Source organism: Cellulosimicrobium sp. NPDC057127, from assembly GCF_042670945.1.
Classification (GTDB): Bacteria; Actinomycetota; Actinomycetes; order Actinomycetales; family Cellulomonadaceae; genus Cellulosimicrobium.
In genome coordinates this window covers 93,558-118,512 of record NZ_JBHUUP010000008.1, presented here as the reverse complement: position 1 = coordinate 118,512, position 24,955 = coordinate 93,558, and the positions used below count along the sequence as shown (strand labels likewise).

At 76.2% G+C, this 24,955-nt stretch carries 24 protein-coding genes; 10 read left to right on the top strand and 14 right to left on the bottom strand.

Annotated elements, in window-relative coordinates; translation table 11 throughout:
• Positions 1–30 precede the first annotated feature (30 nt).
• Together ACFTZA_RS09965 and ACFTZA_RS09960 are read right to left on the bottom strand one after the other, a co-directional pair.
• Complete coding sequence (locus ACFTZA_RS09965; RefSeq protein WP_378193577.1) at positions 31–1,926, bottom strand: cation:proton antiporter; 1,896 nt, start codon at positions 1,924–1,926, stop codon at positions 31–33.
• Positions 1,927–1,982: 56 nt separating this feature from the next.
• Positions 1,983–2,714 carry a DUF2306 domain-containing protein gene (locus ACFTZA_RS09960; protein WP_378193574.1) on the bottom strand — a complete coding sequence of 244 codons (732 nt, stop codon included), beginning with the start codon at positions 2,712–2,714 and terminating at the stop codon, positions 1,983–1,985.
• A gap of 221 nt (positions 2,715–2,935) precedes the next feature.
• Between ACFTZA_RS09960 and ACFTZA_RS09955 the strand changes: the two genes are divergently transcribed.
• The 4 genes from ACFTZA_RS09955 (at position 2,936) to ACFTZA_RS09940 (ending at position 5,348) form a co-directional block, all read left to right on the top strand.
• On the top strand, positions 2,936–3,355 hold the full coding sequence (locus tag ACFTZA_RS09955; protein ID WP_378193571.1) for a hypothetical protein: 420 nt from the start codon (positions 2,936–2,938) through the stop codon (positions 3,353–3,355).
• A 1-nt stretch (position 3,356) separates the two neighbouring features.
• Entirely contained in the window at positions 3,357–3,593 is a 237-nt protein-coding gene (locus tag ACFTZA_RS09950; protein WP_378193568.1) for a helix-turn-helix transcriptional regulator, read from the top strand.
• A gap of 28 nt (positions 3,594–3,621) precedes the next feature.
• The gene (locus ACFTZA_RS09945) at positions 3,622–4,599 is read left to right on the top strand and encodes an NAD(P)-dependent alcohol dehydrogenase (RefSeq protein WP_378193564.1); all 978 of its coding nucleotides are present in this window, start codon (positions 3,622–3,624) and stop codon (positions 4,597–4,599) included.
• Positions 4,600–4,832: 233 nt separating this feature from the next.
• The gene (locus ACFTZA_RS09940) at positions 4,833–5,348 is read left to right on the top strand and encodes a DinB family protein (protein ID WP_378193562.1); all 516 of its coding nucleotides are present in this window, start codon (positions 4,833–4,835) and stop codon (positions 5,346–5,348) included.
• Between the two features lie 11 nt (positions 5,349–5,359).
• On the opposite strand, the gene ACFTZA_RS09935 is transcribed toward ACFTZA_RS09940, so the two are convergent.
• From ACFTZA_RS09935 to ACFTZA_RS09895, 9 genes are all read right to left on the bottom strand, one after another.
• Complete coding sequence (locus ACFTZA_RS09935; protein WP_378193559.1) at positions 5,360–7,303, bottom strand: zf-HC2 domain-containing protein; 1,944 nt, start codon at positions 7,301–7,303, stop codon at positions 5,360–5,362.
• A 150-nt stretch (positions 7,304–7,453) separates the two neighbouring features.
• Complete coding sequence (locus ACFTZA_RS09930) at positions 7,454–7,831, bottom strand: SHOCT domain-containing protein (RefSeq protein WP_378193556.1); 378 nt, start codon at positions 7,829–7,831, stop codon at positions 7,454–7,456.
• Between the two features lie 30 nt (positions 7,832–7,861).
• Positions 7,862–8,194 carry an SHOCT domain-containing protein gene (locus ACFTZA_RS09925; protein ID WP_378193553.1) on the bottom strand — a complete coding sequence of 111 codons (333 nt, stop codon included), beginning with the start codon at positions 8,192–8,194 and terminating at the stop codon, positions 7,862–7,864.
• Positions 8,195–8,224: 30 nt separating this feature from the next.
• Complete coding sequence (locus ACFTZA_RS09920; protein ID WP_378193550.1) at positions 8,225–8,722, bottom strand: DUF6325 family protein; 498 nt, start codon at positions 8,720–8,722, stop codon at positions 8,225–8,227.
• A 116-nt stretch (positions 8,723–8,838) separates the two neighbouring features.
• Positions 8,839–11,202: an arylsulfatase gene (locus ACFTZA_RS09915; RefSeq protein WP_378193547.1), complete on the bottom strand. Its 2,364-nt coding sequence runs from the start codon at positions 11,200–11,202 to the stop codon at positions 8,839–8,841.
• A gap of 150 nt (positions 11,203–11,352) precedes the next feature.
• Positions 11,353–13,590, bottom strand: coding sequence for an AAA family ATPase (locus tag ACFTZA_RS09910; protein ID WP_378193544.1), 2,238 nt, complete (start codon positions 13,588–13,590; stop codon positions 11,353–11,355).
• 52 nt (positions 13,591–13,642) lie between these two features.
• Positions 13,643–13,981, bottom strand: coding sequence for a carboxymuconolactone decarboxylase family protein (locus ACFTZA_RS09905; protein WP_378193542.1), 339 nt, complete (start codon positions 13,979–13,981; stop codon positions 13,643–13,645).
• Positions 13,982–14,073: 92 nt separating this feature from the next.
• Positions 14,074–15,456, bottom strand: coding sequence for a hypothetical protein (locus ACFTZA_RS09900; RefSeq protein WP_378193539.1), 1,383 nt, complete (start codon positions 15,454–15,456; stop codon positions 14,074–14,076).
• A gap of 171 nt (positions 15,457–15,627) precedes the next feature.
• Entirely contained in the window at positions 15,628–16,497 is an 870-nt protein-coding gene (locus tag ACFTZA_RS09895; RefSeq protein ID WP_378193536.1) for a DNA/RNA non-specific endonuclease, read from the bottom strand.
• Between the two features lie 169 nt (positions 16,498–16,666).
• Between ACFTZA_RS09895 and ACFTZA_RS09890 the strand changes: the two genes are divergently transcribed.
• The 4 genes from ACFTZA_RS09890 (at position 16,667) to ACFTZA_RS09875 (ending at position 20,358) form a co-directional block, all read left to right on the top strand.
• A complete protein-coding gene (locus tag ACFTZA_RS09890; RefSeq protein WP_378193534.1) occupies positions 16,667–16,912 on the top strand; it encodes an acyl carrier protein in 246 nt (81 codons plus the stop codon).
• A 181-nt stretch (positions 16,913–17,093) separates the two neighbouring features.
• Positions 17,094–18,173: an acyl-CoA dehydrogenase family protein gene (locus ACFTZA_RS09885; RefSeq protein WP_378193532.1), complete on the top strand. Its 1,080-nt coding sequence runs from the start codon at positions 17,094–17,096 to the stop codon at positions 18,171–18,173.
• A complete protein-coding gene (locus ACFTZA_RS09880; protein ID WP_378193530.1) occupies positions 18,167–19,591 on the top strand; it encodes a PIG-L family deacetylase in 1,425 nt (474 codons plus the stop codon). The genes ACFTZA_RS09885 and ACFTZA_RS09880 overlap by 7 nt, the downstream gene beginning before the upstream one ends.
• Positions 19,588–20,358 carry a glycosyltransferase gene (locus ACFTZA_RS09875; RefSeq protein ID WP_378193527.1) on the top strand — a complete coding sequence of 257 codons (771 nt, stop codon included), beginning with the start codon at positions 19,588–19,590 and terminating at the stop codon, positions 20,356–20,358. Before ACFTZA_RS09880 ends, ACFTZA_RS09875 begins: the two co-directional genes overlap by 4 nt.
• Positions 20,359–20,367: 9 nt before the next feature.
• Here the strand turns inward: ACFTZA_RS09875 and ACFTZA_RS09870 are convergent, their stop codons facing one another.
• Positions 20,368–21,339: a LacI family DNA-binding transcriptional regulator gene (locus ACFTZA_RS09870; RefSeq protein WP_378193524.1), complete on the bottom strand. Its 972-nt coding sequence runs from the start codon at positions 21,337–21,339 to the stop codon at positions 20,368–20,370.
• Positions 21,340–21,491: 152 nt separating this feature from the next.
• Here ACFTZA_RS09870 and ACFTZA_RS09865 point away from each other — a divergent pair, with 152 nt between their 5' ends.
• Complete coding sequence (locus ACFTZA_RS09865; protein ID WP_378193520.1) at positions 21,492–22,343, top strand: hydrolase; 852 nt, start codon at positions 21,492–21,494, stop codon at positions 22,341–22,343.
• 3 nt (positions 22,344–22,346) lie between these two features.
• On the opposite strand, the gene ACFTZA_RS09860 is transcribed toward ACFTZA_RS09865, so the two are convergent.
• Positions 22,347–23,123 carry a DinB family protein gene (locus ACFTZA_RS09860; RefSeq protein ID WP_378193518.1) on the bottom strand — a complete coding sequence of 259 codons (777 nt, stop codon included), beginning with the start codon at positions 23,121–23,123 and terminating at the stop codon, positions 22,347–22,349.
• 100 nt (positions 23,124–23,223) lie between these two features.
• Positions 23,224–23,883 (bottom strand): LysE/ArgO family amino acid transporter, encoded by a 660-nt coding sequence (locus ACFTZA_RS09855; RefSeq protein ID WP_378193516.1) that lies wholly within the window; start codon positions 23,881–23,883, stop codon positions 23,224–23,226.
• A 69-nt stretch (positions 23,884–23,952) separates the two neighbouring features.
• Between ACFTZA_RS09855 and ACFTZA_RS09850 the strand changes: the two genes are divergently transcribed.
• Positions 23,953–24,888: an ArgP/LysG family DNA-binding transcriptional regulator gene (locus ACFTZA_RS09850; protein WP_378193513.1), complete on the top strand. Its 936-nt coding sequence runs from the start codon at positions 23,953–23,955 to the stop codon at positions 24,886–24,888.
• The last annotated feature ends 67 nt before the right edge of the window (positions 24,889–24,955 follow it).

Genomic DNA, 24,955 nt, shown 5'->3' with positions numbered 1-24,955 from the left:
CGACGCTCGCGGCCCGGGCGGGCCTGGTCGTCAGCCGTCCTCGACGACGGGGCCGCGGCGCAGCTCGAGGTCGATCTGCTCGGCGTCGAGCAGGTCGAGCGCGTGGCTGAGCGCCTGCGAGCTGTAGACGCCGGACGCGCGGGCGTCGAGCAGCACGTCGCGCTGCGCGGCGATCGTGCGCAGGCGCAGCTCCTTGTACTGGGCGAAGACGTCGGCCGACGTCGCGGCGTCGGTGTCGCGCGTCTCGAGCTCGCGCACGACGTCGCGCCGCACGCGCGACACCACGCCGGGGTCGAACGGACGCCCGTCGGCGCGACGCAGGTCGGGCGCGTCGACGACGGCGGCCGCCGCCGTGTCGAGCTCGATGCGGACGGCGCGCTGGTCGAGGTCCCCGGGCGAGACGCCGCCGGCGAGGCCCAGCCGGCGCACGACCCACGGGAGGGTGCCGCCCTGGAGGAGCAGGCTCCCGGCGGCGACGGTGAACGCGACGAGCACGAGGAACGACCGGTGCGGCGTCTCCGCAGGCAGGGACTGCGCGGCGGCGACCGTCACGACGCCCCGCATCCCCGCCCACACGAGCAGCACGCCCTCGCGCGGGCCGAGCGGCTGCTCGCGCAGGTAGTCGATGTCGGCGGTCCGTCGCCGCAGGATGCTGCGCACCCGACCCACCCGTTCCTGCGGGTCCGAGCCACCGCGCGTCGACCGGCCCAGCGCGCCCCGCAGCCGCGGGACAGCGGCGGGCCCGTGCGGGTCGATGGCGCGCATCTGGGCGGTCACGCCGGTGCTCGCGTCGCCGGCCGGGTGCGCCGCGGGGTCGCGCGGGGCGCCGTCGGGCCCGTACTTCTCGTCCAGCCGGCGCTGGATCCCGCTGATCGCACCACGCACCTGCTCGCCGCGCTGCGCACGGCGCCGCGCGGACCGCACGAGCGGCAGCACATACGCGGCGCGCACGAGCAGCACCGCGACGATCGTCAGCGCGGCCACCCCGACGGCGCCCCACAGGTCGCCCCGCTCGTCCACGACGTCCTCGACGAGGGCGAAGAGCTCGAGCCCCATGAGCAGGAACACGCCGCCCTCCAGGAGCAGCTCGACCGTCCGCCAGTTCGACGCCTCGGAGATGCGGTCCTGCGGCCGCAGGTGCTTCGCCGCGCCGTGGCCGGTGACGAGCCCGGCCGTGACGACGGCGACGAGCCCGGACGCCCCCAGCCGCTCGGTGGGCAGGTACGCGAGGAACGGGACGACGAACGAGACCGCGACGCTCAGCGACGGCCGGGCCAGCCGTGCGCGCACGAACAGGCCCACGAACCCGACGGCGAGGCCCACCGCGACGGCGACGACGACCGCGAGGAGGAAGTCCCCGGCGACGGACCACAGGGACACGCTGGCGGCCGTCGCGGCGATGGCGGAGCGCAGCAGCACGAGCGCGGACGCGTCGTTGAGCAGGCTCTCCCCCTCGAGCACCGTCACGGCTCGCGGCGACGCACCGAGCCGCTTGACGATGGACGTGGCGACCGCGTCCGTGGGGCTGACGACCGCGCCCAGCGCGATCCCCGTCGACAGCGGGATGCCGGGGACGAGCACGGTGAAGAGCAGGCCGAGCAGCACCGAGCTGACGACCACGAGCGCGACGGACAGCCCGCCGATCGCCGCGAAGTCCCGGCGGAAGTCCATCGTCGGCATGCTCACGGCGGACGAGTAGAGCAACGGCGGCAGGACGCCCGCGAGGATCCACTCCGGCTCGACCTCGATCGCGGGCACCCAGGGCAGGAAGCTCACCCCGATGCCCAGCAGCACGAGCGCGAGCGGCGCGGCGACGCCCGCCTTCGGCGCCAGCACGTTCACCGCGACGATCGCCGCGAGCGCCGACACCGCGAGCGCGATGAGCGTGAGGATCTGGTCCTCCGTGAGCTGGAACGGGAACTCCATCCGACCCTCCGTGCGGGTGCTCGCCGGGCCGGGCCGCGCGCCCGGCGTGCTCCAACCTACCGAGGCGGGTGCCCGACGGCGCCCGGTCGCTCCCGGGCCCGGCGGCGTCGCCTCACGACGAGCTCCGCGACGACGAGGTTCGGCACCCACGAGAGGAACGGCACGAGCGCGTACGCGCGGTCGAACGCGGCGTCGGGGGAGACCGCGTCGCCGAGCACGAGCGCCTGGGCGGCGACGAGTCCCGTCGTCCACAGCCGGAGCGTGACGCCCGCGTACGTGAGGGCGAAGCTGCGCGTCATCCAGTCGCGGTGCGCGCCGACGTCGTGCGCGCGGACCGCGCGGTATCCGCGCCACGTCGTCCACAGCCAGAGCACCGCCAGGGCGCCGAAGCCGAGCGCGCCGACCAGGCCGGCCTGGTTCACGGGCGCGAGGACGAGGCCGGAGGTCCCGCCGACCGCGACCGCGACGACGTACGTCCGGCCGACCCACCGGTGCACGCGCGGACGCCCGCGCCGCAGACCGGCCCAGAGCTGGAGCGGCGCGCAGACCAGCGCGAGCCCGCCGGCGACGACGTGGACGTAGAAGGCGGCGAGGACGAGCGGCGGCGCGCCGGCGTACCCGGCGGCGAGGCCGACGTCGTCCCGTGCCAACGTGTCGAGCGAGGAGGTGAGGTACGGCAGGACCGCGAAGGCGGCGACGGCGAGCGACGTGAGGGTGAGCACGGCGACGGCGGGACGACCGGCGCGCGCGCCCGGCGCGGCGGGTCGCAGGGACAGTTCGGTCGGCATGACGGCAGACCACCACGACTCACGGACGCGGCGGATCGGGGGACTCCCCGGTCCGTGCCCTGGTCGAGCCCTGATGCCGGGTCCCGGAGTCACCGGCAGCGAGGTGGACGACGTCGGAGGCAGGGTCGTGATGTCGAGAACTCTTGACATCGTGTCGGCTCCGGCTTACGTTGCAGAGGTCAAGGATTTTTGACATCCATCCGGCCGGAGAGGGCGTACGCATGTCGTACGAGGAGAAGGGGACGTGGGTCTACCTCGTCGTCAGCGTGGTGGTCTACGCGGCCTACGTGGGCGTGCTGCTGGCCCGTGCCGGCGGCGCGCCGCTCGCCGAGGTCGAGTACGTCGCCCCGATGCTGTGGGCGATCGGCGCAGCGATCGCTGCGGGGATCGTCGTCCGGGTCGCGGTCGAGATCATCCGGCCGAGCGAGAGCTACCGCAGCGACGAGCGCGACCGCGAGCTGGCGCGCCGCGGCGTCGCCGTCGGGTGGTGGGGTGTGGTCGCGGGCGCGCTCGGCGCCCTCGTGCTCGCGCTCGTCGAGGCCGACTACTTCTGGATCGCGAACGCGGCGTACCTCGGTTTCGTCGTGTCCGCGGTCCTGTCGTCCGTGACGACGATCGTCGCCTACCGGCGGGGGGTCTGACGTGAAGGGGAGGCCCACGCGCGTCACGAACAACATCCGCGCCCTGCGGTTCGCGCGCGGAGAGATGACGCAGGCCGAGCTCGCGGAGCGTGTCGGCGTCACGCGGCAGACCGTCATCGCGATCGAGCAGGGTCGCTACTCGCCGTCGCTGGAGACGGCGTTCCTCGTCGCCCGCGCGCTGCGGGCCCCGCTGGACGAGGTCTTCGGATACCCCGACGGCAGCGACGACCACGTCTGACGCCACGGTCCCTCGAGAGGACAGCCCGATGAGAGCAGCAGTGTCCACCACCTACGGCCCGCCCGAGGTGGTGCAGGTCCAGGAGGTCGCGGGGCCCGAGCCAGGACCGGGCGAGGTCCTCGTCCGGGCACGGGCCAGCACGCTCGAGGCCGCGCTCGTCGCCGCGCGGGCCGGCACGCCGTGGTTCGCACGGCTCGCGTTCGGGCTGCGCCGGCCACGGAACCCGGTGCTCGGCGGCGCGGTCGCGGGCGAGGTGGTCGCCGTGGGGCCGCGGGTAACGCGGTTCGCCGTCGGCGACCGCGTCGTCGGGGTCACGCGCATGGGAGCCGGCGCGCACGCCGAGCTCGTCGTGCTCCGCCAGGACGGCGTCGTCGAGCCGGTCCCCGCCGGGCTGAGCGACGTCGACGCCGCCGTGCTGGCCTCCGGGCCGCTCACCGCGCTGCCCTTCCTCCACGTGCACGGCCGTGTCGCGCCGGGGCAGTCGGTGCTCGTGATCGGTGCGTCGGGCTGCGTCGGCACCGCTGCGGTCCAGGTCGCGGCGTACGCCGGAGCACGCGTGACCGCGGTGTGCGGACCGCGCGGCGTCGACGTGGTGCGCGAGCTGGGCGCGGCGGAGGTGGTCGACCGCACCTCCGAGGACTTCACCGCGCGCGGGGCCCGGTACGACGTCGTGCTCGACGTCGCGGGCGCGAGCTCCTACCGGCACTGCCGCCGTCTGCTCACGGACGACGGCGTGTACCTCGTGACGGTGCCGTCGCCCGCGATCCTCTGGCGGACCGTGTGGACGAGCCGGCGCGCGCGCGGCCGCCGCGGCGTCGTCGCCTTCACCGGGCTGCGGTCCGAGGCGCACAAGAGCGAGGACCTGCGCACCGCGCTGCGCCTCGGCGCCGAGGGTGCGCTGCGTCCCGTCGTCGACACCGCGTACCCGCTCGACGACATCGCCGCGGCGCACCGCCACGTCGAGCACGCGCACAAGGCGGGGACCGTCGTCGTCACGTTCGGCTGAGGCGGGCGGCTCGTGGCGAACACCGCGGTCGTCGAACCCCGGGTTGCGCGCCATCAACGGCTCCGATGGACACACAACCCGGGGTTCGGCGGACACGGTGGCGCACAAGCCCGGGCTCGGCGGAAGCGACGGCGCACAACCCGGGGATCGGCCGGGTCGGCGGCCCGGGTCGCGGCGCCGCGCGGTGGCGGCGAGGCTGCACGAGGAAGCGACCGACCGACGAGAGGTGAGACGTGGACGCGCGCGCACTGCTGGAGGACCTGTTCGGACGCATCGGACCGACGGCCGACCGGGCGGTCGAGGGCCTCGAGGAGGACGCGCTGACGGCGCGCCTCGACCCGGGGGCGAACACGATCGCGTGGCTCGCGTGGCACCTCGCACGCGGCCAGGACGCGCAGGTCGCGGACGCCGTCGGGCGCGACGAGGTGTGGACGCGCGACGGCTGGGCGCGGCGGCTCGACCTGCCCTTCGACGACTCCGCGTCGGGCTACGGGCAGTCGCCGGACGAGGTGGCGCAGGTCCGCGCGAGCGCGGACGACCTGATCGGGTACGTGCACGCCGTCCAGGCCGAGTCGGCCGCCGTGCTGGCGACGCTCACCGACGACGACCTCGACCGCGTCGTCGACGAGGCGTGGGACCCGCCCGTCACGCTGGGCGCGCGCCTCGTCAGCGTCGCGGTGGACAGTCTCGAGCACGCGGGCCAGGCGGCGTACGTGCGTGGCGTCCTCGAACGCACCGGGCGGGCCTGACCGCGGACGCCTCAGGGCGCGACGACCGTGAACGCCACGGTGACCGTCGGTCCGTGCCCGGGCCCGACGGCGTGCGGGTCGACCACGCGCAGCCCGAACGTGTGCTCGCCCGGAGCGAGGCCGCGCACGCGTCGCACGAGGGGCGCGTCAGCGAGCGTGTGCAGGTTGCCGGTCGAGCGGCCGTCGACGAACGCCTCGACCAGGAGGCCCGGCGTGCCGCCCAGCACCACGTCCGTCCCGAGTCGCGGCGGCTCCCACGACCAGCTCTCGAGCTGCCCGACGACGACCCCACCCGCCACGGGTGAGAGCACGCGCGGCGCGTCGAAGACGTAGGGGCCGAGCGTCGTCGCGGGGGCCGCGGTGGTGCTGCCCGTCTCCTGGACGAGCTCCAGGGTGTGCTCGCCCGACGCGGCCAGCGCCGTCACGGCGACCTCCCAGGCGCCGTCCTCGCCGACCGTCGTCGAGGCGACGACGTCTCCGCCGCCGTCGGTGACGCGCACGAGCGCACCCGGCTCGCCCGTGCCGCGCACGAGGGGGAAGACGGTCAGCGTGCCCGCGCGCGGGGCCGAGGTCACGACGAGCGGTTCGGCCTCCGGCACCTCCGGCGGGACCGACGGATCCGGCTCCGGCGAAGTCCCGGGCACCGGCGGAGGCTCCGGTGCCGGCTCCGGTGCCGGCGTCAGCTGGGCGGCGGGCTCGTCGGACGGCGCCGGCGCGTCGGGCGTCACGGGGACCGGAGCGGTCGGCTCCGAGCCCGGCGACGGCGCCGTCGTGGGTTCGGGCGCAGGCGACGGCGCGCCGACGGCCGGTGCCTCGGGCGTGCCGTCCTCGATCACGTCGACGTCCGGCGGTGCGGGCAGGGTGACCGACGGCTCACCGTCCGCCGCACCACGGTCCGCCGGCTCGGCCGTCGCGACCGCAGCGGGTGGCGCGTCGGGCGTCCCCGCCGGCTGCGAGACGGCGACGACGCCCACGCTCACCGCGACGGCGACCGCGACGAGACCGGCCACGAGCGCACCGGGGGTGGCGAGCACGCCGGCCACGCCGACCAGCACCGAGGCGGACGACACGGCCGCCGTCGCGGCCCCGGACGTCAGCGCGGCGACCCCGGACGCGGACGTCGCCAGGACGGTGGAGCCCGACGTCGTCACGGCCGCCGACCCGGACGTCGCGGCAGCCGGGACGGGCACGCCGACGACGCCCAGCGCCACGGGCACGCCGAGCACGAGCGGGACGAGGACGAGGCGCAGCTGCGACGCGACGTCGCGCACCTCCTCCGCGAGCGCCGTGCACGACACGCACCCGGCGAGGTGCTCCTCGACCCGCTCGCGCGCGGCGCGCGGCAGCACGCCGCGGGCGTGGTCGCCGAGACGCTCGACCGTCCAGCGGCAGCCGGGCGCCGCGGCGTCGGCGTTGAGGTGGGACTGGAGCCAGGCGCGCCGCAGCCCCTCGCGGGCCCGGTAGGCCAGCGCGGCCGTGGCGCCAGGCGTGAGGCCGAGCAGGCGGCCCGCCTCCCGGGAGCCCATGCTCTCGACCTCCGTGTACCAGAGCACGGACTGCCACCGCTCGGGCAGCTCCCGGAAAGCCTGCACGGTCATCGACCGGTCGAGGAGCTCCGCGGGCACGTCGGTGTCGTCCGCGACGTCGGGGACCTCGTCCACGGGGACGGGTGCGGGCGTGCGCGACCACGTCGCGACGACCGTCCGCAACGTCGAGTAGAGGTAGGGCCGGAACGGGCCGGTGGGCCCGGAGCCCAGCTGGAGCGACCGCAGGACGCGCAGGTAGGCCTCCTGGACGACGTCGTCCGGGTCGTACGTCGAGGTCAGGCGGCGCGCCGCGGCGCGTCCGGCTGCGGCGTGCCGCTCCCAGAGCACGGTGAACGCGTCGACGTCGCCTGCCCGGACCGCGTCCGCGAGCTCGACGTCGCCGAGCCCCGTGAGGTCCTGGGTGGGCATGCGTCCTCCGACCGGGTCGCGCGACCGTCGCGCCGACCCCTCGCAGAGGAGACGGTCGGCGACCCGCGTCATGACGCGGATTCGAGGCCCTTCGGCTCGGCATGTCGCACGTCACTCCCGCCGGGGTGACGCACCCGTCGTACGGGAGGACTACGCGAGCGCCTTGGCCTTCAGGGTCGCGAACTCGCGCTCGTCGATGGCGCCGGAGTCCAGCAGCGCCTTCGCGTCGGCGATCTGCGACGCCGGGGACGCGCCGGCGACGTCGCGGATGTACGCGTCGGTGTCGGCCCGGGCACGCTCCAGCCGCTCCGCGTGCCGCTCGGCCATCCCCCGGCCACGCGCGATCAGGTAGACCAGCGCGGTGAGGAACGGCAGGAAGACGAGCGCGACGAGCCACAGCGCCTTCCACCACCCGCTCAGGTGCCGGTCGCGGAAGAGGTCGCCGATGATCTGGAACAGGATCACCAGGTACATCACGAAGAAGAACCACCAGACCATGAGCCAGAACCAGTCCCAGAAGCTGTCCATGTCCCTGCCTCCCGTCGTGAGGGCTCGCCGTCAGCCGGCGAGGATCCGCGCCTTCTGCGCGTCGAACTCGGCGGGCGTGAGCACGCCCTGGTCACGCAGCGCTGCCAGCTGGGTGAGCTGCTGGATCCGTTCGTCGGTGCTCGACGACGCGGCGGGCGGCGGGGCGTACGCAGGCGGCGCCTCGTACGCCGGCGGTGGCGCGGCGTACGTCGGCGGTGGCGCGGCGTACGTCGGCTGGGGCGCCTGCTGAGCCTCCTGGGCTGCCCACCGCCCGGCCTGACGACGCGAGACACGGTTGGAGACGGCGGTGGCCGTCCCGGCGACGACGGCGGTGCGCGCGACACCGCGCAGGAGTCCTGGCACGGGGGTGTCCTCTCTCTCGTCGGCCGGACGTCAGGCGCCCTGGCCGGTCTCCGGCTCCGTCTCCGACTCCATGGCGTCGAGCGACGCGAGGAGCGCCTGGACGGGGATGCGCCCGCTCGCCACCAGCTGGGCGCCGTTGCGGCGCAGGGCGGTCGCGAAGGGTGCGGCCCAGGTGTTCTCGTAGACGAGCACGACGGCGGTCATGCCCGGGTCGACGGCGTTGGCCGCCTCCGTCAGGTCGTCGTCGTCGAGCAGCCCCGAGCGGGCGCCCGCGAACACCGCGAGCTCGGTCGACCCGTCCCCGAGCTGCTCCAGCTCCAGGCCGGTGACGCTCCCGTCGTCCTCCTTGCGGATCACCACGAGGTCGAGGACCCGGATGATGCCGCGCTCGACGAGGTCGACGAGCAGGGGGAACGCGACGTCGCCCGTCGCCCGCTCCGTCGGCAGCTCGACGACGAGGTAGTCGACGGGTCCGCTCTCGAGGTCGTCGAGCCCGCCGCCGAGCGCTCCGTCGAGTTCCTGCGTCATGGTCGCCGTCCTCTCGCGTCCGGTCCGCCCGCGCCTCCCGCAGGCGTCCCCCGCCCAGGGTGCCGCCCGGGCCGTGCCGTCGTCCTCATGCAGAACGCATGAAGTCCCCCGGCGGCTCACGCCCTCCCGTCGTGCTGCTGCGGCAGGTACGCGACGTGCACGTCGTCGATCCGCCCGTCGAGCGCGAACGGCATGCGGTCCGCGTACTGCCGGGACACCGCGCCGCCGTACGCGCGGCCGACGTCGAGGCAGTCGTTCGCGGTGAACAGGAGCGGCGCGCTCACCGGCACGGTGCCCTCGGCGACGTCGGCGCCGTCGACGCGCAGCACGACGCGCAGCGGCCCGGCCGGGCGCGTCTCGACGTACGTCGTCTCCACCTCGACCGTGCGGTCGCCGGCCGCGACGGGCTCCGCCGTCGCGACGACCGTCCGCTGGACGAGGAACAGGTTGTACTCGTAGGTGAGGACGCCGTCGAGGAGGAAGCACGTGAGGCCACCACCGACCCCGCCGAGCTTGTAGAGCACCCCGTTCGCGCGCTCCGGGAGCGACACCCGCATCGTCACCCGGTTGGGACGGTTGCCGAGCGCCGGCGCGCAGAACTCCGGGATGCGCACGGTGTCCCCGGACAGCCGCCACTCGCTGTACGGCGGGGAGATGCGGTCCTCGGGGTGCATCACGGGGACCCAGAGGCCGCCGCCGATCGGCAGCGCGTCGTTGCGCGCCGCCTCGATCGCGAACAGCTCCTTGAGCTCGGCGAGCTTCTCCGGGTGCTCGGCGGCGAGGTCGCGCGCCTGGCTCCAGTCCTCGTCCAGGTGGTACAGCTCCCAGCGGTCCTGGTCCGGCGTCCACGTCCGGATCCCCTCCGGGACGCCCGGGACCCACGGCAGCCGCGGGCCCGTCGCCGACGCCATCCATCCGTCCGCGTAGACCGAGCGGCTGCCCATGATCTCGAAGTACTGCGTACGGCGGCGCCCTTCGGCCTCGGCGTCGTCGAGCGAGTACGCCAGGCTGATGCCGTCGATCGGGTCCTGCGGGATGCCGTTGACCGTCTCGGGCGCGGAGATCCCCACGATCTCGTAGATCGTCGGCACGAGGTCCACCACGTGGTGGAACTGCGTCCGTGGGCGCGCGTCCGGCCGGATGCGTCCCGGCCAGCTCACGAACATCGGGTTCCTCGTGCCGCCGAGGTGCGACGCCAGCAGCTTCATCCCCTGGTACGGCGACGAGCCCGCCCACGCCCACGCCGCGTGGTACATGTTGTCGGTGGCGGGGGTGCCCAGCGCGTCGAGCCCGCCCAGCTCCTCGAGCGCCGCGATGTGCTGGTCGACCGTGGTCGGGATGCCGTTCTGCGCGAGCAGCTCGCTGATCGTCCCGTTCTGCCCCTCGCCCGACGAGCCGTTGTCCCCCCAGATGTAGACGACGATCGTGTCGTCCCCGTACCCCAGCCGCTCGACCTCGTCCAGCAGCCGCCCCGCCTGCACGTCGGCGTGCTCGCCGAACCCCGCGGCCACCTCCATGAGCCGCCGCTGGAACGGCTTCTGGTCCTCCGGGATGTCGTCCCACGCCGCCAGACCGTCAGGCCGGGGCGTCAGCTCCGCGTCCTGCGGTATCCACCCGGCCGCCTTCGCCCCCTCGTGCGCCCGCTCGCGGTAGACGTCCCAGCCGTCGTCGAACACCCCGGCGTAGCGGTCCGCCCACTCCTTCATGACGTGGTGCGGCCCGTGCAGCGCCCCCGTCGCCCAGTAGACGAAGAACGGACGGTCGGGCGCGTTCGCCCTGTGGTCGCGCAGCCAGCGCATCGCGTCGTCCGCGATGTCCTCGCTGAGGTGGTACCCCTCCTCGGGCGTGCGCGGCGGCAGCACCGGCGTCGTGTTGCGCACGAGGTGCGGCTCGTACTGCGACGCCTCCCCCGCGAGGAACCCGTAGAAGTACTCGAAGCCGTACCCGGTCGGCCACCGGTCGAAGGGTCCCGCCGCCGTCGTCTCCTCCGCCGGGGTGTTGTGCCACTTGCCCCACGCCCCTGTCGCGTACCCGTACTGGCGCAGCACCTCCGCCATCGTCGCGCTGCTCTTCGGGATGTGGCCCGAGTACCCGTCCCAGTCGTTCGCGAGCTCCGCGATCTGCCCGTTGCCCACCCGGTGGTGGTTGCGGCCCGTGAGCAGCGACGCGCGCGTCGGCGAGCACATCGCCGTGGTGTGGAACCGGTTGTAGCCCACCCCCGACGCGCGCACCCGGTCGAGCGTCGGCGTGCGCACCGCGCCCCCCAGCGTCGTCGGCAGCGCAGGCCCCGCGTCGTCGATGAGGATCACGACGACGTTCGGCGCGTCGGCGGGAAGGTGCCGCGCCGGCGGCGTCGGGCTGTACGTCGACTCCTGGATCGTCCGGCCGGCGACGCTCGTCGACCGCTTCGGAGGGAACGGCAAGGTCCTCTCGGGCGGCAGCGGGGAGCCCACCACCGTGCGGGTCGCGTCCGTGTCCATGCTCCGCGCTCCTGTCTCGTGCCCGGCCGTCGGGACGGCGGGGCGCCGGAGGGGTGACGCCGTCACGCTACGGGCGGGCCGCGACGGCGGGCATCACGCAGATCGCGCGAACCGCGGTCCACGTCCTACGCCCGAACGCCCGCGCGCCGCTCAGTCCCCGAGCAGTCCGAGCGCCACCGCGCGCTCGACGGCGCTCCCCCGGGTGCCCGCGCCGAGCTTGCGGTAGATCGAGCCCACCTGGGAGCTCACCGTGTTCCGGGACACGAACAGCCGGCGGCCGATCTCCGCCATCGTCAGGTGCGTCTGCAGGTACGGCAGCAGCCGCAGCTCGGCCGGCGTGAGCGGCGGCGCCCCCGACGACGCGGCGACCCCCGCGAGGCGCTCGCGGAACGCGGAGATCTCGTCGGCGAGCAGCCCGACGCGCGGTCGCCGGCGCAGGATCTCGTCCATCTCGTGCACGAGGTGCCGCGCCGTGGTGCGGTCGCCGAGGGTCGCGAACGCGTGCGCGAGCTGCAGGCGCGTCCGCAGCGCGAGGTACGGCAGCACGTACGTGCACGGCACGCGCGCGCGCATCGCGCGGGCCAGGTAGCGCTCGCCGGCCGTGGTCTCGCCGCGGTGCAGCGCCACGCGCGCGGCCGCGGCGAGCCCGAGGGCTGTCGTGCCGTACCCCTCCATGTGGTGCGCGTCGACGGCCCGGACCGCCGCCCGGGCGTGCTCGTCGGCCGCGGGCCACCGGCCCTCGCCGATCGCGACGACGGCGAGCTCCGCCTCGCTGAGGATGACCGAGTCCGCGTTGCCCGCCACGGCGGCGGTCGCGGACGACTCGGCGAACGCGTCCTTGGCCGCGTCGACGTCGCCCACGAGGAGCGACGTCGCGCCGAGCAGGTGGAGGGCCTGGTCCCGCCACGGGCTCCAGGCGGGCTCGTGCGCGACGGCGAAGCGTGCGCGCTCGACCGCCCGCTCCGCACCGTCGACGCACATCGCCGCGCGGATCTGGCAGCGCGCGGACTCGATCGCGTCCCGGTCGTCGGCGGACGCCCCGCTCGTGCCGAACCGCTCGACGACGGCCGCCCACCGCTCGGCGTCCGCCGACTCGCCCAGCAGGAGCGCCCTCCACGTCGCGACGACGGCGAGCAGGGGGGAGGTCTCGACGGCGGCGTCGCCGAGCTCGCCGAGCCACCGGGAGACGACCGCCACCTGGCCCCGCTGGTACGTCGGCAGGGCCAGCCCGGCCACGAGGACCGCCGCGCGGTCGCGTTCTCCCGCCGCGAGCAGGTGCTCGACGGCGCGCGCAGGCAGCCCGTGCGCCGCGAACCAGTCGGCGGCGCGCCGGTGCAGGGCGGGGACGGCACCGTTCTCGGTGCGCCGTAGCTCGGCCTGGAGGAACTCTCGGAAGAGCGCGTGGTAGCGGAACCACCCGCGACGGTGGTCGAGCGGGACGAGGAAGAGCCCCGCCGTCTCGATCTCGCGGAGCCGCGCACCGGAGTCGGTGCCGTCGAGGACCGCGTCGCACACGTCCGCGGAGAGCTGGTCGAGCACGGCCGTGCAGCGCAGGAAGTGCTGCACCTCGGGCGCGAGCCGCGCGAGGCACTCGCGGTACAGGTAGTCGGCGACGAACCGGTCGTCGCCCGCGAGCGCGGTGACCGACCCGCCGTCGCGCACGACGAGCGCGCACAGGAGGATGCCGGTCGGCCACCCCTCGCACCGCTCGACGACGGCGGCGAGCTCGGCGTCGGAGGCGTCGGCGCCGACACCTGCGAACACGGTGCGGGCGCCGGCGACGTCGACGCGCAGGTCGTCGGGCCCGACCTCGAGCACGTCGCCCTCGACGCGGCGGCGCGCGAGGTAGGCCTGCTCGTGACGGCTCGCGACGACCACCTGGGACCCTTCCGGGACGCCGCGGAGCACGATCCCGAGCGCGTCCTGGCACGCCTCCGTGTCGGCCTCGTGCAGGTCGTCGACGAACAGCACGAACGGTGCCGGCGCGCGGGCGAGCGCGGCGGCGAGCAGCGGGGCCGACCGTCCGAGCAGCGTCGGCCCCGTGCCGCGCATCTCGTCCGCGACGGCCGCGACCCCGGGCGACACCGTCGAGCACGCGAGCGCGAGCAGCGTGAGCAGGGCGGCGGGGTCGTCGTCGAGCGGGTCGACGGTCGCCCAGGCGACGGGCCGGTCCTCCGCCTCGGCCCACTGGGCGAGCAGCGTCGTCTTGCCGTACCCCGGAGGGGCGGTGACGCCGACGACGCGCGCGTCGCCGTCCCGCGCCTTCTCGACGAGCGCACGACGGCTCACCGCGCCGCGGCGTACCCGCGGCGCGCTCACCTTGCCCGCGAGCAGCGCGGTGCTCAGGTCCGGTCCGTCGACCGCGGTCTCGCGGTCCTGCTGGGACACGGCAGCAGCCTAGGAGCGGTCCCCCGAGCCCTCAACAGGTTGCCCCGGGCGCTCAGCGCGGCGACGGGTCTGCGTCCTCCCAGAGGCCCTCGACGGGTTCCAGCCCGAGCGCGAGCGCGAGCTTCGGGGCGGCCGCCACGACGTTCGGGAGCCCCACGATGGGGATCACGGCGCACAGCACGTCGACGATCTCCGCCGCGGACGCCCCGGCGCCGACGGCCGCGTCGACCTCGGCCCCGTAGGTGGGCTCGACGCCGCCGACCGCGACGAGCGCGGCGATCCGGACGAGCGCGAGCGACCGCGGGTCGAGCTCGCGGGGATCCAGCCCCCGGCCCTCCTCGATCCGCGGGTCGTTGACCGTCAGGCGCTGCAGCCGCTCCACGTGGTCCACGTCGACCGCCTCCCCTCTCCCGCACCGCGCGTGCCGGCGCCCTGGTCTCGAACGACCGGCCGCGCGCGGCGCTCCCAGTCGACACCTGCCCGTCAGACGCCCGCATCATGCCGATCGCGTGAGACGCGCGGAGGGTCGCCGAGAGGTCGCGCCAGGAGCTCGACGACGAGGACGAGCGCCCCTGCCACGAGCGCCGTGCCGACCACCAGGGCGGGCGTCGGCTGCCCCGAGAGCAGGAGGACGAGCACCGCGACGGCGACGACGGCGACCTTGACGGGACGTCCGTGCAGGCCGAGCCACGTCCCGACCGGTCCTGTCGTGACGCCACGTCCCTCCGCCCCGGTGCGCAGCCGGTCGATCCCCCGGCCGACGCCGCCGCGCAGGCTGCGTGCCGACGCGCTCGGCCCGGCGAGGAACGCCACGAGCGCGACGACGAGACCGAGCACCCCGACGGTCCGCAGCGTGACGCGCAGGAAGGCGACGAGCTGGTCGAACACGACCTCGGCGGCGTCGAGCCGCAGCACCCGCCCGGTGAGCGCGTCGAGGTACAGCCCGCGCGCGACGGCGAGCGCCGCGCCGAACGTCACCATCGCGAGCGCGAGCGCGAGTCCCGCACCGACGAGCGCACGCGCCGGCCGCACGGCGACGAGCACGCCGGCGGCGTACAGCCCGAGGACGATCCACGGCAGCCACGTCCCGAGCGCGACGACCTGCGCGTACCGGTTCTGCGCCTCCACGAGCTGGGTGGACTGCGCGACCGTGAACGACGCGTCGACGCTCGGGATGCTGGCCGCGACGTCGAGCCCGCGTGCCACAAGACGCTCCTTGAGCAGGTCGATGATCCCCGCGAGCTGGATCGTCACCTGTCCGTCCTGGCCGATCTGCACGACGTCGCCCTGGCCGCCCTGCATGACGGCGACGAGCTGCTGGTGGGCCACGCGGTGGGCCTGCTCCCACGCGGCGGCGAACGCGTCGCTCTCCACCACCTGGTCCGCGGCCCGGCGCACGAACGACTCGACGCCGCTCGTCAGGGGCGCCTCCAGCGCGGACAGCGCGGCGGTCGCCCGCGGCGCGACGTCGCGGTCCTCGAGCTCGCCGACCGCCTGGTCGAGGATCGCGCCGACGTCGATGCGCGCCATGACCTCCTCGGTGATGCGCCCGGCGACCGCCGACGTCACGGTCGGGTCCTCCGCGAGCGGCGCGACCGTCGCGACGTACCGGTCGGTGTCCGTCAGGGTGCGCTCGGCCCATGCCGCGACGACGGCGACGGGCGCGAGCAGCGTCGCGAGGACGATCAGCGCGACGGCGGCCGTCGCACGCCCGGGCCGGCGGCGCGCACGGGCGGGGCGTCCGTCGTCGGGAGGTGCGCCGGCGGCGACGAGCCGCCGCAGCTCGGCGTTCTCGCGCTCGAGCGCGGCGAGGCGAGCGACGGCGTCGCCGGTCGCCGGGTCGCGCTCCTGGTCGGGTCCGTCCATGGCACCTCCGCGGGGCGGGTGGGCCGTGCGGCCCGCACGGCCAGGATGCCGACCACCCGGCGGTCGGGTCGTCACGCAGAACGTGTGACGCCTGCGAGCGCTACGACACCGGCTGGGAGGTCGTGCGCGCGCCGTTCGTCACCGCCGCCGGGTGAGACGACGGCGCACGGCTCAGCGCAGCCGCACGTCGCCGGGGGCGGTGAGCTCGCTCCACGCACCCCGGTCCGGCGCGCCCGACGGCACCACCCCCGCGGGCGCGAGCACGTCGGCCGCGGGCAGCGGACCGAGGTCGAGGCTGGTCAGCGCGGCGACGTCGGCGACGGGCACCTGGAACGTCCGGAACGGGCCGAGCGGCGGCACCTCGTCCGCCGCGAGCACCCGCGCCGTCGCGTCCCGGAGCCCGACCACGTCGAGCTGGGGCGACTGGTCGAGCACGAACGCGGTGGCGGCGAGCGCGCGGCGACCCGCCCGGTCGGTGCCAGCCCCGCCGTCGGTCGCGCCGTCGGTCCACGCCACGACCTTCCAGTACAGCCGTGGGATGCCCACGCCCCGGTAGACCGGGTCGTCCGGCGCGAGGACGGGACCGGTGAGCACGCACAGCCGCAGCCGCCACGCCTCGGCGTGCTCGAGCACGTGGTCCTCGAGCCCGTTCCACAGCTCGCGGGACTGGTTGAACGACGCGGCCTGCGGTGCGGCGTTCGGGTACGCGAAGGTCTCCGCGCTCGCGCGGCGCGCCTCCGCGGCGCTCCCCCACACCGGGTCGCGCCGCCGCACGAGGTGGCCCCGGTCGAGGTCGTTGCGCGCGTAGAGCGCGGGCCCGGCCTGCTCGGAGGCGGGGACGCGCGGGTCGAGGTACCAGTCGTCCTCGCGCGGGACGTCGCGCAGGCGGGCGCCGTCGACGTCGACCACCGTGGCGGCGGCGAGGCGCCGTACCGGGTCGAGCTGCACGGTGAAGTGCGTGGACGGGAGCTCGCGCAGCGGGCGGTCGGCACGCGGCAGCGGGACGGGAACGCCGAGGAAGCCGGGGTCGTGGCCGGTCACTGGGCGAGCCAACCACGCCCGGCGTGGCCGCGCCGGGCGACGAGACCGCATCACCTCGTCCGGCACCGCTTGCGAGCGGCCGGAACCGCTCCGAGTGTGGAGCGGGTCAGGAGAGCGGCCCGTCGTCCGCGACGGGAACCGCAGGCACCGACCGCACGGGAGGTTCACCATGGCCACAGGAGAGACCGGGTTCGACGACGTCACGTTCGACCTCATCTCGGTGCAGTACCACTCGCTCAAGGCCGGGCACGACTACGGCCAGTACGTGCGCGACGCCCGCAACGCGGGCAAGGAGGACATCGCCACCTTCTTCGAGAAGATCATGGCGGAGGACTCCGACCGCGCGCAGCAGTGCCACCAGTTCCTCGCGGAGCTCACGAAGCACGGGACCGCCGCGACGTCGCCCCAGGGCTGACCCGCCGGGCGCAGAGGCCCGGACCCACACGCACGACGGCTGCCGCCCCGAGGGGGCGGCAGCCGTCGTCGCACGTCAGGAGGCCCACCCGCCAGGGGCTACCGCGCGACACGCGCCCCGCCGTCGCCGATGCTGGTCGCACCACCGCGGGACCCGAGCCCGCCCGTCCCCGGAGGCGCCCGTGCCCGTCCTGCCCCTGCCCGCCGTCACCACGCTCCGCGCGACCGGGCCCGAGCCGGCGGAGGACCCGGGCGGGGTCCTGCGCCCCGGCGACCTCGCGGTCGTCGCGCAGGTCGGCACGGACGTGGGGGCGACGCTGCGGTGGGTGCAGGACGTCACGCCCCGGCTCCCGCTGCCCGGGTCGGGGCGCACGGACGCGCTGTGGTCGGCGCTCGCGTCGGTCGCGGCCATGGACGTCGCGGTCGCCCGGATGCTCGAGCCGCACCTCGACGCGCTCGCGATCCTCGACCAGGTGCCCGAGCCACCGGACCTCGCCGCGGTGGGCGCCGGACCGGGGAGCACGTGGGGCGTGTTCGCGGCCGAGGGCCCGGGCGTCCGGCTCGACGCGACGCCCGCCGACGGACGGTGGACGCTGACCGGCACGAAGCCGTGGTGCTCGCTCGCCGCCGACCTGTCGCACGCGCTCGTCACGGCGTGGACCGACGACGGCCGCCGCCTGTTCGCGGTGGATCTGCGTCCCGCGTCGGTGGAGCCCGCCGACGGCCCGTGGGTCCCGCGCGGGCTGCCGCAGGTCGTCAGCGCGCCCGTACGGTTCGACGGCGCGCCCGCGGTCCCCCTGGGCGCCGCCGGCTGGTACCTCGAGCGGCCCGGGTTCGCGTGGGGCGGGATCGGCGTCGCGGCGTGCTGGTGGGGCGGCGCCGTCGGGCTCGCGCGGACCCTGTGGGACGCGCTCGGGCGGCGCGTGCCCGACCAGCTCGCGCTCGCCCACCTGGGCGCGGTCGACGTCGCGCTCACCGGCGCGCGGGCCACGCTCGCGGAGGCCGCGAGCGCCGTCGACGACGGGGTGACCGGACGGGCGTCCGCGGTGCTCGCGCGGCGGGTGCGGACGGCGGTGGCGGTCGCGGTGGAGGAGGTCCAGCGGCGCTGCGCGCACGCGCTCGGGCCAGGGCCGCTGACGACGGACGAGTCGTTCGCGCGCCGCGTCGCCGACCTCGGGCTGTACGTGCGCCAGCACCACGCCGAGCGTGACGAGGCGTCGCTCGGCCGCGACCTCCTCGCGGCCGGGGAGCGGCCGTGGTGAGCTTCGACCACCGCGAGCCGGGCACCTCCGAGGACGCCTGGGTCGCGGCCGGGGTCGGCGACCGCCCGCAGCCCCTGGACCTCGAGGGCGTGGACGCGCTCGTCGTCCTCGCGGCGCACCCGGACGACGAGTCGCTCGGCGCGGGCGGGCTCGTGCACCGGCTCGGCGCGCGCGGCGTTCCCGTGACGGTCGTCGTGGCGACCGACGGCGAGGGGTCGCACCCGGGGTCGGCCACGGCGCCGGCCGAGCTGCGTGCCGTGCGGCGGCGCGAGGTCGTGGCGGCCGTCGGGGAGCTGTGCCCGACAGCGCGTGTGGTGCTGCTCGGGCTGCCCGACGGGGGCCTGCGCGAGCACCGCCCCGAGCTGGACCGCGGCCTCACCGCCGCGCTCGACCTGACCGGCGGCGAGCGCCCGCTGCTCTGCGCGCCGTGGCGCGGCGACGGGCACCGCGACCACCGGATCACCGGCGAGGTCGCGGCGGCGCTCGCCGGGCGACGCGGCGTGCGGCTCGTGGAGTACCCGCTGTGGCTGTGGCACTGGGGAGACCCGTCCGGGGACGCCGTCCCGTGGGACGACCTGCGCGGGCTCGCGCTCTCGGCCGAGGAGTCGGCGGCGAAGGGGAAGGCCGTCGCGGCGCACGCGAGCCAGGTGCGGCCGCTGTCGTCGGAGCCGGGTGACGAGGCGGTCGTCGGGCCCGAGATGCTGCGGCACGCCGCCCGACCGGTCGAGGTGCTCGTGGAGGCGCGGACAGACGGCGACCGGGCCGAGCACGTCCGGTCGCACGGCCGGTCGCCCGGTCGATCATCGGGCCGCGCGCCGGACCGGTCGCTGGGCCGCGACTTCTTCGACCGCTTCTACACCGGCCGCGACGACCCGTGGGGCTTCGAGACCCGCTGGTACGAGGAGCGCAAGCGCGCGGTCCTGCTCGCGAGCCTGCCGCGGCCGCGCTTCCGGTCCGGCCTGGAGCTCGGCTGCTCGACGGGCGTCCTCACCGCCGGTCTCGCCGCGCGCTGCGACCGCGTCACCGGGGTCGACGTCGCCGAGGCCCCGATCGCCGCCGCGCGGCGCCGCCTCGGCCCCGACACGGAGCTGCTGCGCCTCGACACGCCGCACGACTGGCCGGACGGCGCGTTCGACCTCGTCGTGCTCTCCGAGGTTCTCTACTACTACGGCCGCGAGGACCTCGACCGGACGCTCGACCGCGTGCTCGGCTCGCTGACCGAGGACGGCGTCGTGGTCGCCTGCCACTGGCGCCACGACGTGCCCGAGTACCCGCTCGGCGGCGACGAGGTCGCGGAGCGCGTGCGCGCGCGGCCCGAGCTGGGCGTCGTCGCGCACCACGAGGAGGAGGACTTCGTGCTCGACGTCCTCGCGCGCCGGCCCGTGGCGTCGGTCGCGCGCGCGACGGGGCTCGCGTGAGCGCGGCCCGTGCTCGCCCCGGCCGTGCGGCGCGGCTCCGGGCGGTCCTCGTCGTCGTGCCGGTGCACGACGAGGAGGCGCTGCTGCCCGCGTGCCTCGCGGCCCTGCGGCGCGCCGTCGCCCGGCTCGCGGCCGAGCGCCCGGAGCTGGAGGTGTCCGTGTCGGTCGTCCTGGACGGGTGCACGGACGGGAGCGCCGAGGTGGTCCGCGCGTCCGGTCTCCCGTCGCTCGTCACGCCCCGCCTCGGCGTGGGGGCGGCCCGGGCGGTCGGCGTCGACGCGGCGGAACACGGGCTCCCGGAACCGGCCGTGCACGGCCAGGCCTGCCGGCCGGGCACCGCACGCACGTGGCTCGTGTGCACGGACGCCGACTCGGAGGTCCCCGAGCACTGGCTCGTCCGGCAGGTCGAGCTCGCCGAGGCGGGAGCGGACGTCGTCGTCGGGACCGTGCGCCCGCGGGTCGAGGACCTCTCCCCCGGCCGGGCCGCGGCGTGGCTCGCGAACCACGAGCCCGGGCGGGCGAACGGCCACGTCCACGGCGCCAACCTCGGCGTCCGGCTGTCCGTCTACCGGGCGACGGGCGGCTTCGCGCCGCTCCCCGAGCACGAGGACGTCGCGCTCGTCGAGGCGGCCCGGCGCGCCGGGGCGCGCGTCGTGCCCGACGCCGCGGGCGAGGTCCTCACGTCCGCCCGCCTCGTGGGGCGCACCCCGGGCGGCTACGCGCGGCACCTGCGCGAGGACCTCGTCCCCGACGACCGGACGGCGTGAGCCCTCCCGTCACGCGGTGGCGCGCGCCACGACGTGGGACGGGAACGTCCGGCTCTCCGCGCGTCGGCGCCCGAGCAGCTCGGCGGTCGCCGCGGCGGCGATCTGCTCGACCGGGTGCGTCGCCGTCGTGAGGCCCAGGCCCGCCTCGCGCACGAGCGGCTGGTCGTCGAACCCGGTGACCGCGACGTCGTCGGGCACGGTGACGCCGTCCTCCGCGAGCGCCCGCAGCGCCCCGAGCGCGAGGGTGTCGCTCATGGCGACCACCGCGTCGAGGCGCGGCCAGCGCCTCCGTGCATCGCGCGCGCCGACCGCGCCGGCCCCCGCCGTGAGGTCGGCCGTCACCACGCGTCGCGGCTCCCCGGCGGCGGCGACGACGGCGGCGTACGCGTCGACGGCGCGCCGCGTCCCCGGCAGCCACGCGGGTCCGGCGAGCATGACGACCTCGCGGCGTCCGCTGCCGAGCACGTGCCGCACGAGCGCGGCGATCCCTGCGGCGGCGTCGACGTCGAAGGCTCGCACGCCGACGTCGGCGGGGCCGATGGCGGCGACGCGGGGTGCGAGCGCGCGCGGGACGAGCGGCGGCACGTGGGCCGCGTAGTCCACGAGCAGGACGCCGCCGACTCCCGGGTCGCGCGCGAGACGGTCGAGCTCGGCGCCCGGCGCGCCTCCGAGCCAGCGCAGCGCGACGCCCGTGCCCTCGGCGTCCGCGACACCGCCGGCGGACGCGACGACGCGCGCGACGTACGGGTCCGCCAGGAGGTCCGGCGACGGCGAGCCCACGGCGACGACGATCCGCTCGCCCCGGCCGCTGGCGAGCGAGCGCGCCCCCGGGTGCGGGACGTACCCGAGGCGGTCCGCGGCGTCGAGCACGGCACGGCGGGCGTCGTCCGAGACGGGCCCGGCCCCGCGCAGCACGCGCGACGCGGTCGACCGGGACACGCGCGCCGCGGCGGCGACGTCGTCGAGCGTCGTCGTGGTCATCGGGCCTCCTCGGCGGTCGGGCGGGAGTGCCCTGAGGCCACGGTACGGCGCTTTCCCGCGCCGTGGAAGCGTTCCCACGCCCGTACCGGCGCGCCCTCTCGGCATAGCGGGACCCCTGGCGCGTCGCCGGTCGCCCGCGGTAGAACGTGCCCATGTCGACGACGCCTCAGCACGCCCCCGTCCCGGACGACGCCTGGTGGATCTGCGCGACGTGCGCCGTCGAGCACGCGGAGCGGCCGCCGGTGTGCGCGATCTGCGCCGACGAGCGGCAGTGGGTGCCGGCGTCCGGGCAGCGGTGGACGACGCTCGCCGAGCTGTCCACCCAGGGCGAGCGCGTCGTCGTGCGGGAGCTCGAGCCCGGACTGCATGGCCTGACGAGCGAGCCGAGCATCGGGATCGGGCAGCAGTCGAAGCTCGTCACCACCCCGGCGGGAGCCGTCCTGTGGGACCCGCTCGGGTACGTCGACGACGCGGCGGTCGCCGCCGTCCGCGAGCTCGGCCCGGTCGTCGCGATCGTGGCGAGCCACCCGCACATGTTCGGCGTCCAGGTCGCGTGGAGCCGCGCACTCGGCGACGTGCCGGTGCTCGTGGCCGAGGCCGACGCCGGGTGGGTCGCCCGGCCGGACCCGGTGATCGAGACGTGGTCGGGCGAGCGCGAGCTGCTGCCCGGCGTGACGATCTTGCAGCCGGGCGGCCACTTCCCCGGGAGCGCGGTGCTGCACTGGGCGGACGGCGCGGACGGACGCGGCGTGCTGCTGAGCGGCGACACCGTCATGGCCAACCCGGACCGCACGTCCGTGAGCTTCATGCGGTCCTACCCGAACCGCATCCCGCTGTCCGGGGCGGTCGCGCTGCGCGTCGCCGAGCACGTGGCCCGGCGCCCGTTCGAGCGGCTCTACAACAACTTCGACGGCGTCGTCCCGGCCGACGCGCGAGAGGTCGTGCTTCGCTCGGCCGAGCGCCACGCGGCCTGGGTGCGCGGTGACTTCGACCACCTCACCTGACGGTCACCCGGACGACGTTCGCTCGGTCACGCCGCGCGCCTCGATCAGGTCCAGGTCACGCACGGCGAAGCGGTGGTGCTCCCACTCCTCCTCGAGGATCACGTGCACGCACGACAGGGTGGTCTCCGGGTAGTCCGGGGCCCACGGGTTGGCGCGCACCACCGCCAGCTCCTCCGGCGTGACGGCGGCCAGGAGGTCGCGGACCATCGCGACCCGGTCCGCGCGCGCCTCGCGCACCCGGGCGAACGCCGGGGTACCGGTCTCGAAGACCGACAGGTCGAGCCCGTCCTCGGCGGCCTGCGGGCCGGGCTGACCGAGCGGGTGGAACGGCTGCTCCAGACCCAGGACCGCGCGCCCCAGCCAGGCGTCCGTCGCGAGCACGAGGTGCCGCAGCGTCTGCGCGAACGACCACTCGCCGTCGACCGAGACGTCGACCGTGCCGTCCGGCATCGCGGCGACCCGCTCCAGGGTGGCCGCCCAGGTCGAATCCAGCGCCGCCCACGCCGCACGCAGCCCCTCGGGGTCCGTCGCCCGGCGCAGGTCGCGGCCGGGGAAGCGGCGGTCGAGCTCGGCCTCGACGTACGGCGTCACGTCCACGCCGTTGACCCGGAAGGGCGCGCCGCCGTCGGGCAGCCAGGGCGCGTCGACGTCCATCCCTTCGACCTGGACGCCGCGCATCACCACGCCGGACAGGTCGGACTCCACGAACCGGGCACGGTGCAGGTCCGCGCCCTCGAACGTCGCGCCGCGCAGGTCGTCGGAGCGGGTGAACCGAGCCATGGGGCCTCCTCGAGCACGTGCGGGGGCGGACGCTGGCACCGTACGCCGCGCGGGCGGGCCCGCACCAGGGTCGCCGCCCGCGACGCCGCGGACGGTGACGTCAGGCCCCGACGAGGAGCGAGACCGCGATCGTCGCCATGACGACGGCGATCGCGCCGTCGAGCACGCGCCACGCCGTCGGCCGGGCGAACACGGGGCCGAGCAGCCGCGCACCGAAGCCGAGCGCCGCGAACCACACGACGCTCGCGAGGCACGCACCCGCGCCGAAGAACCAGCGGACGGCGTCCGGACCGAGCGCGCCCACCTCGCCGGCGTGCGCGGCCGCGTACCCCGCGGCGAGCGTGCCCAGCAGGAGCACCGTGTCGAGGTAGACGTGGGGGTTGAGCCACGTCAGCGCGAGCGACGTCCCGACGGCGGCCCGCGCCGACGTCGACCGCCCGCCGTCCCGCGCCTCCAGCGTGCCGGGCCGCAGCGCGCGTCGGGCGGCGAGCACGGCGAGGACCAGGAGGAAGACGGCGCCGACCCAGCGCACCGCGGTGAGCAGGCCGGGAGCTCCGGTGACGAGCGCCCCGAACCCGGCCGTGCCGGCGGCGATGAGCACGAGGTCGGACACCGCGCACACCAGGACCACGGGCAGGACGTGCTCGCGCCGCAGCCCCTGGCGGAGCACGAACGCGTTCTGGGCGCCGATGGCCACGATGAGGGACAGCCCCGCACCGAGACCGGCGGCGAGGGGTGGGACGACGGCGAGCAGAGGCACGGCGTCGACCGTAGGCGGCGCAGATGCCTCAGTACAGCAAATGTTTCTTCGGATCCGTAAGATCCTCTCATGGTCGACCTCCAGCCGGACCAGCTGCGCGCGCTCGACGCCATCGCCACGACAGGGACCTTCGACGCGGCCGCGCGGCACCTCGGGGTCACGCCGTCGGCGGTGAGCCAGCGCATGCGTGCGCTCGAGGCCGCCGTCGGGCAGGTGCTCGTGCGCCGCGGCCGCCCCGCGGAGCTCACGCCGCCGGGCCAGGTGCTCGTCCGGCACGCACGGCACCTCGCCCTCCAGCAGGCCGACGTGCTCGCCGAGCTCGGCATCGCCGACCGTGGCGCGGCCGCGGGGTCCGGACCGCCCGACGGCGGACCCGCCGCGCCCCCGCTGCCCGAGATCACGCTCGTCGTCTCAGGCGACGCCCTCACCACGTGGGCCCTGCCCGCGCTCGCCGAGGCCTCGGCGTGGGCGCGGCTCGAGGTGCTGCGCGAGGACGAGGACCACTCCATCGGCCTGCTGCGCGACGGCACGGCGGTCGCGGCGGTGACGTCCGTCGCCGAGGCCGTCCCCGGGTGCCGCTCGACCCTGCTCGGGACCATGCGCTACCGGCCCGTGGCGAGCCCGGCGTTCGTGGAGCGCTGGTTCCCCGACGGGCCGACGCACGAGGCCCTCGCCGTCGCGCCGGTCCTCGCGTTCGACCGCAAGGACGACCTCCAGGACCGCTACCTGCGCGCCCGCGCCGCCGGCGGCCCGGCCCTCGACCCGCCGCGCCACCACGTCCCCGCGTCGAACGAGTTCCGTCGCGCCATCGAGCTCGGGATGGGCTGGGGCATGCTGCCCGACCTCCAGAGCACGGCGTCCCGGCACGCCGGGCGGCTCGTCGGCTTCGACGACGCGCACGCCGTCGACGTCGCGCAGCACTGGCAGCAGTGGCGCCTGCACTCCGCGTCGCTCGACCGGGTCGCGGGCGCCGTCGCCGCGGCCGCCCGCACAGCCCTGTCCTGAGCCGACCACGACCTTGGTGCCGTATCCGGGCCGTTCGCGTCACCGAAGTCATGGTCGACGGCGAGCA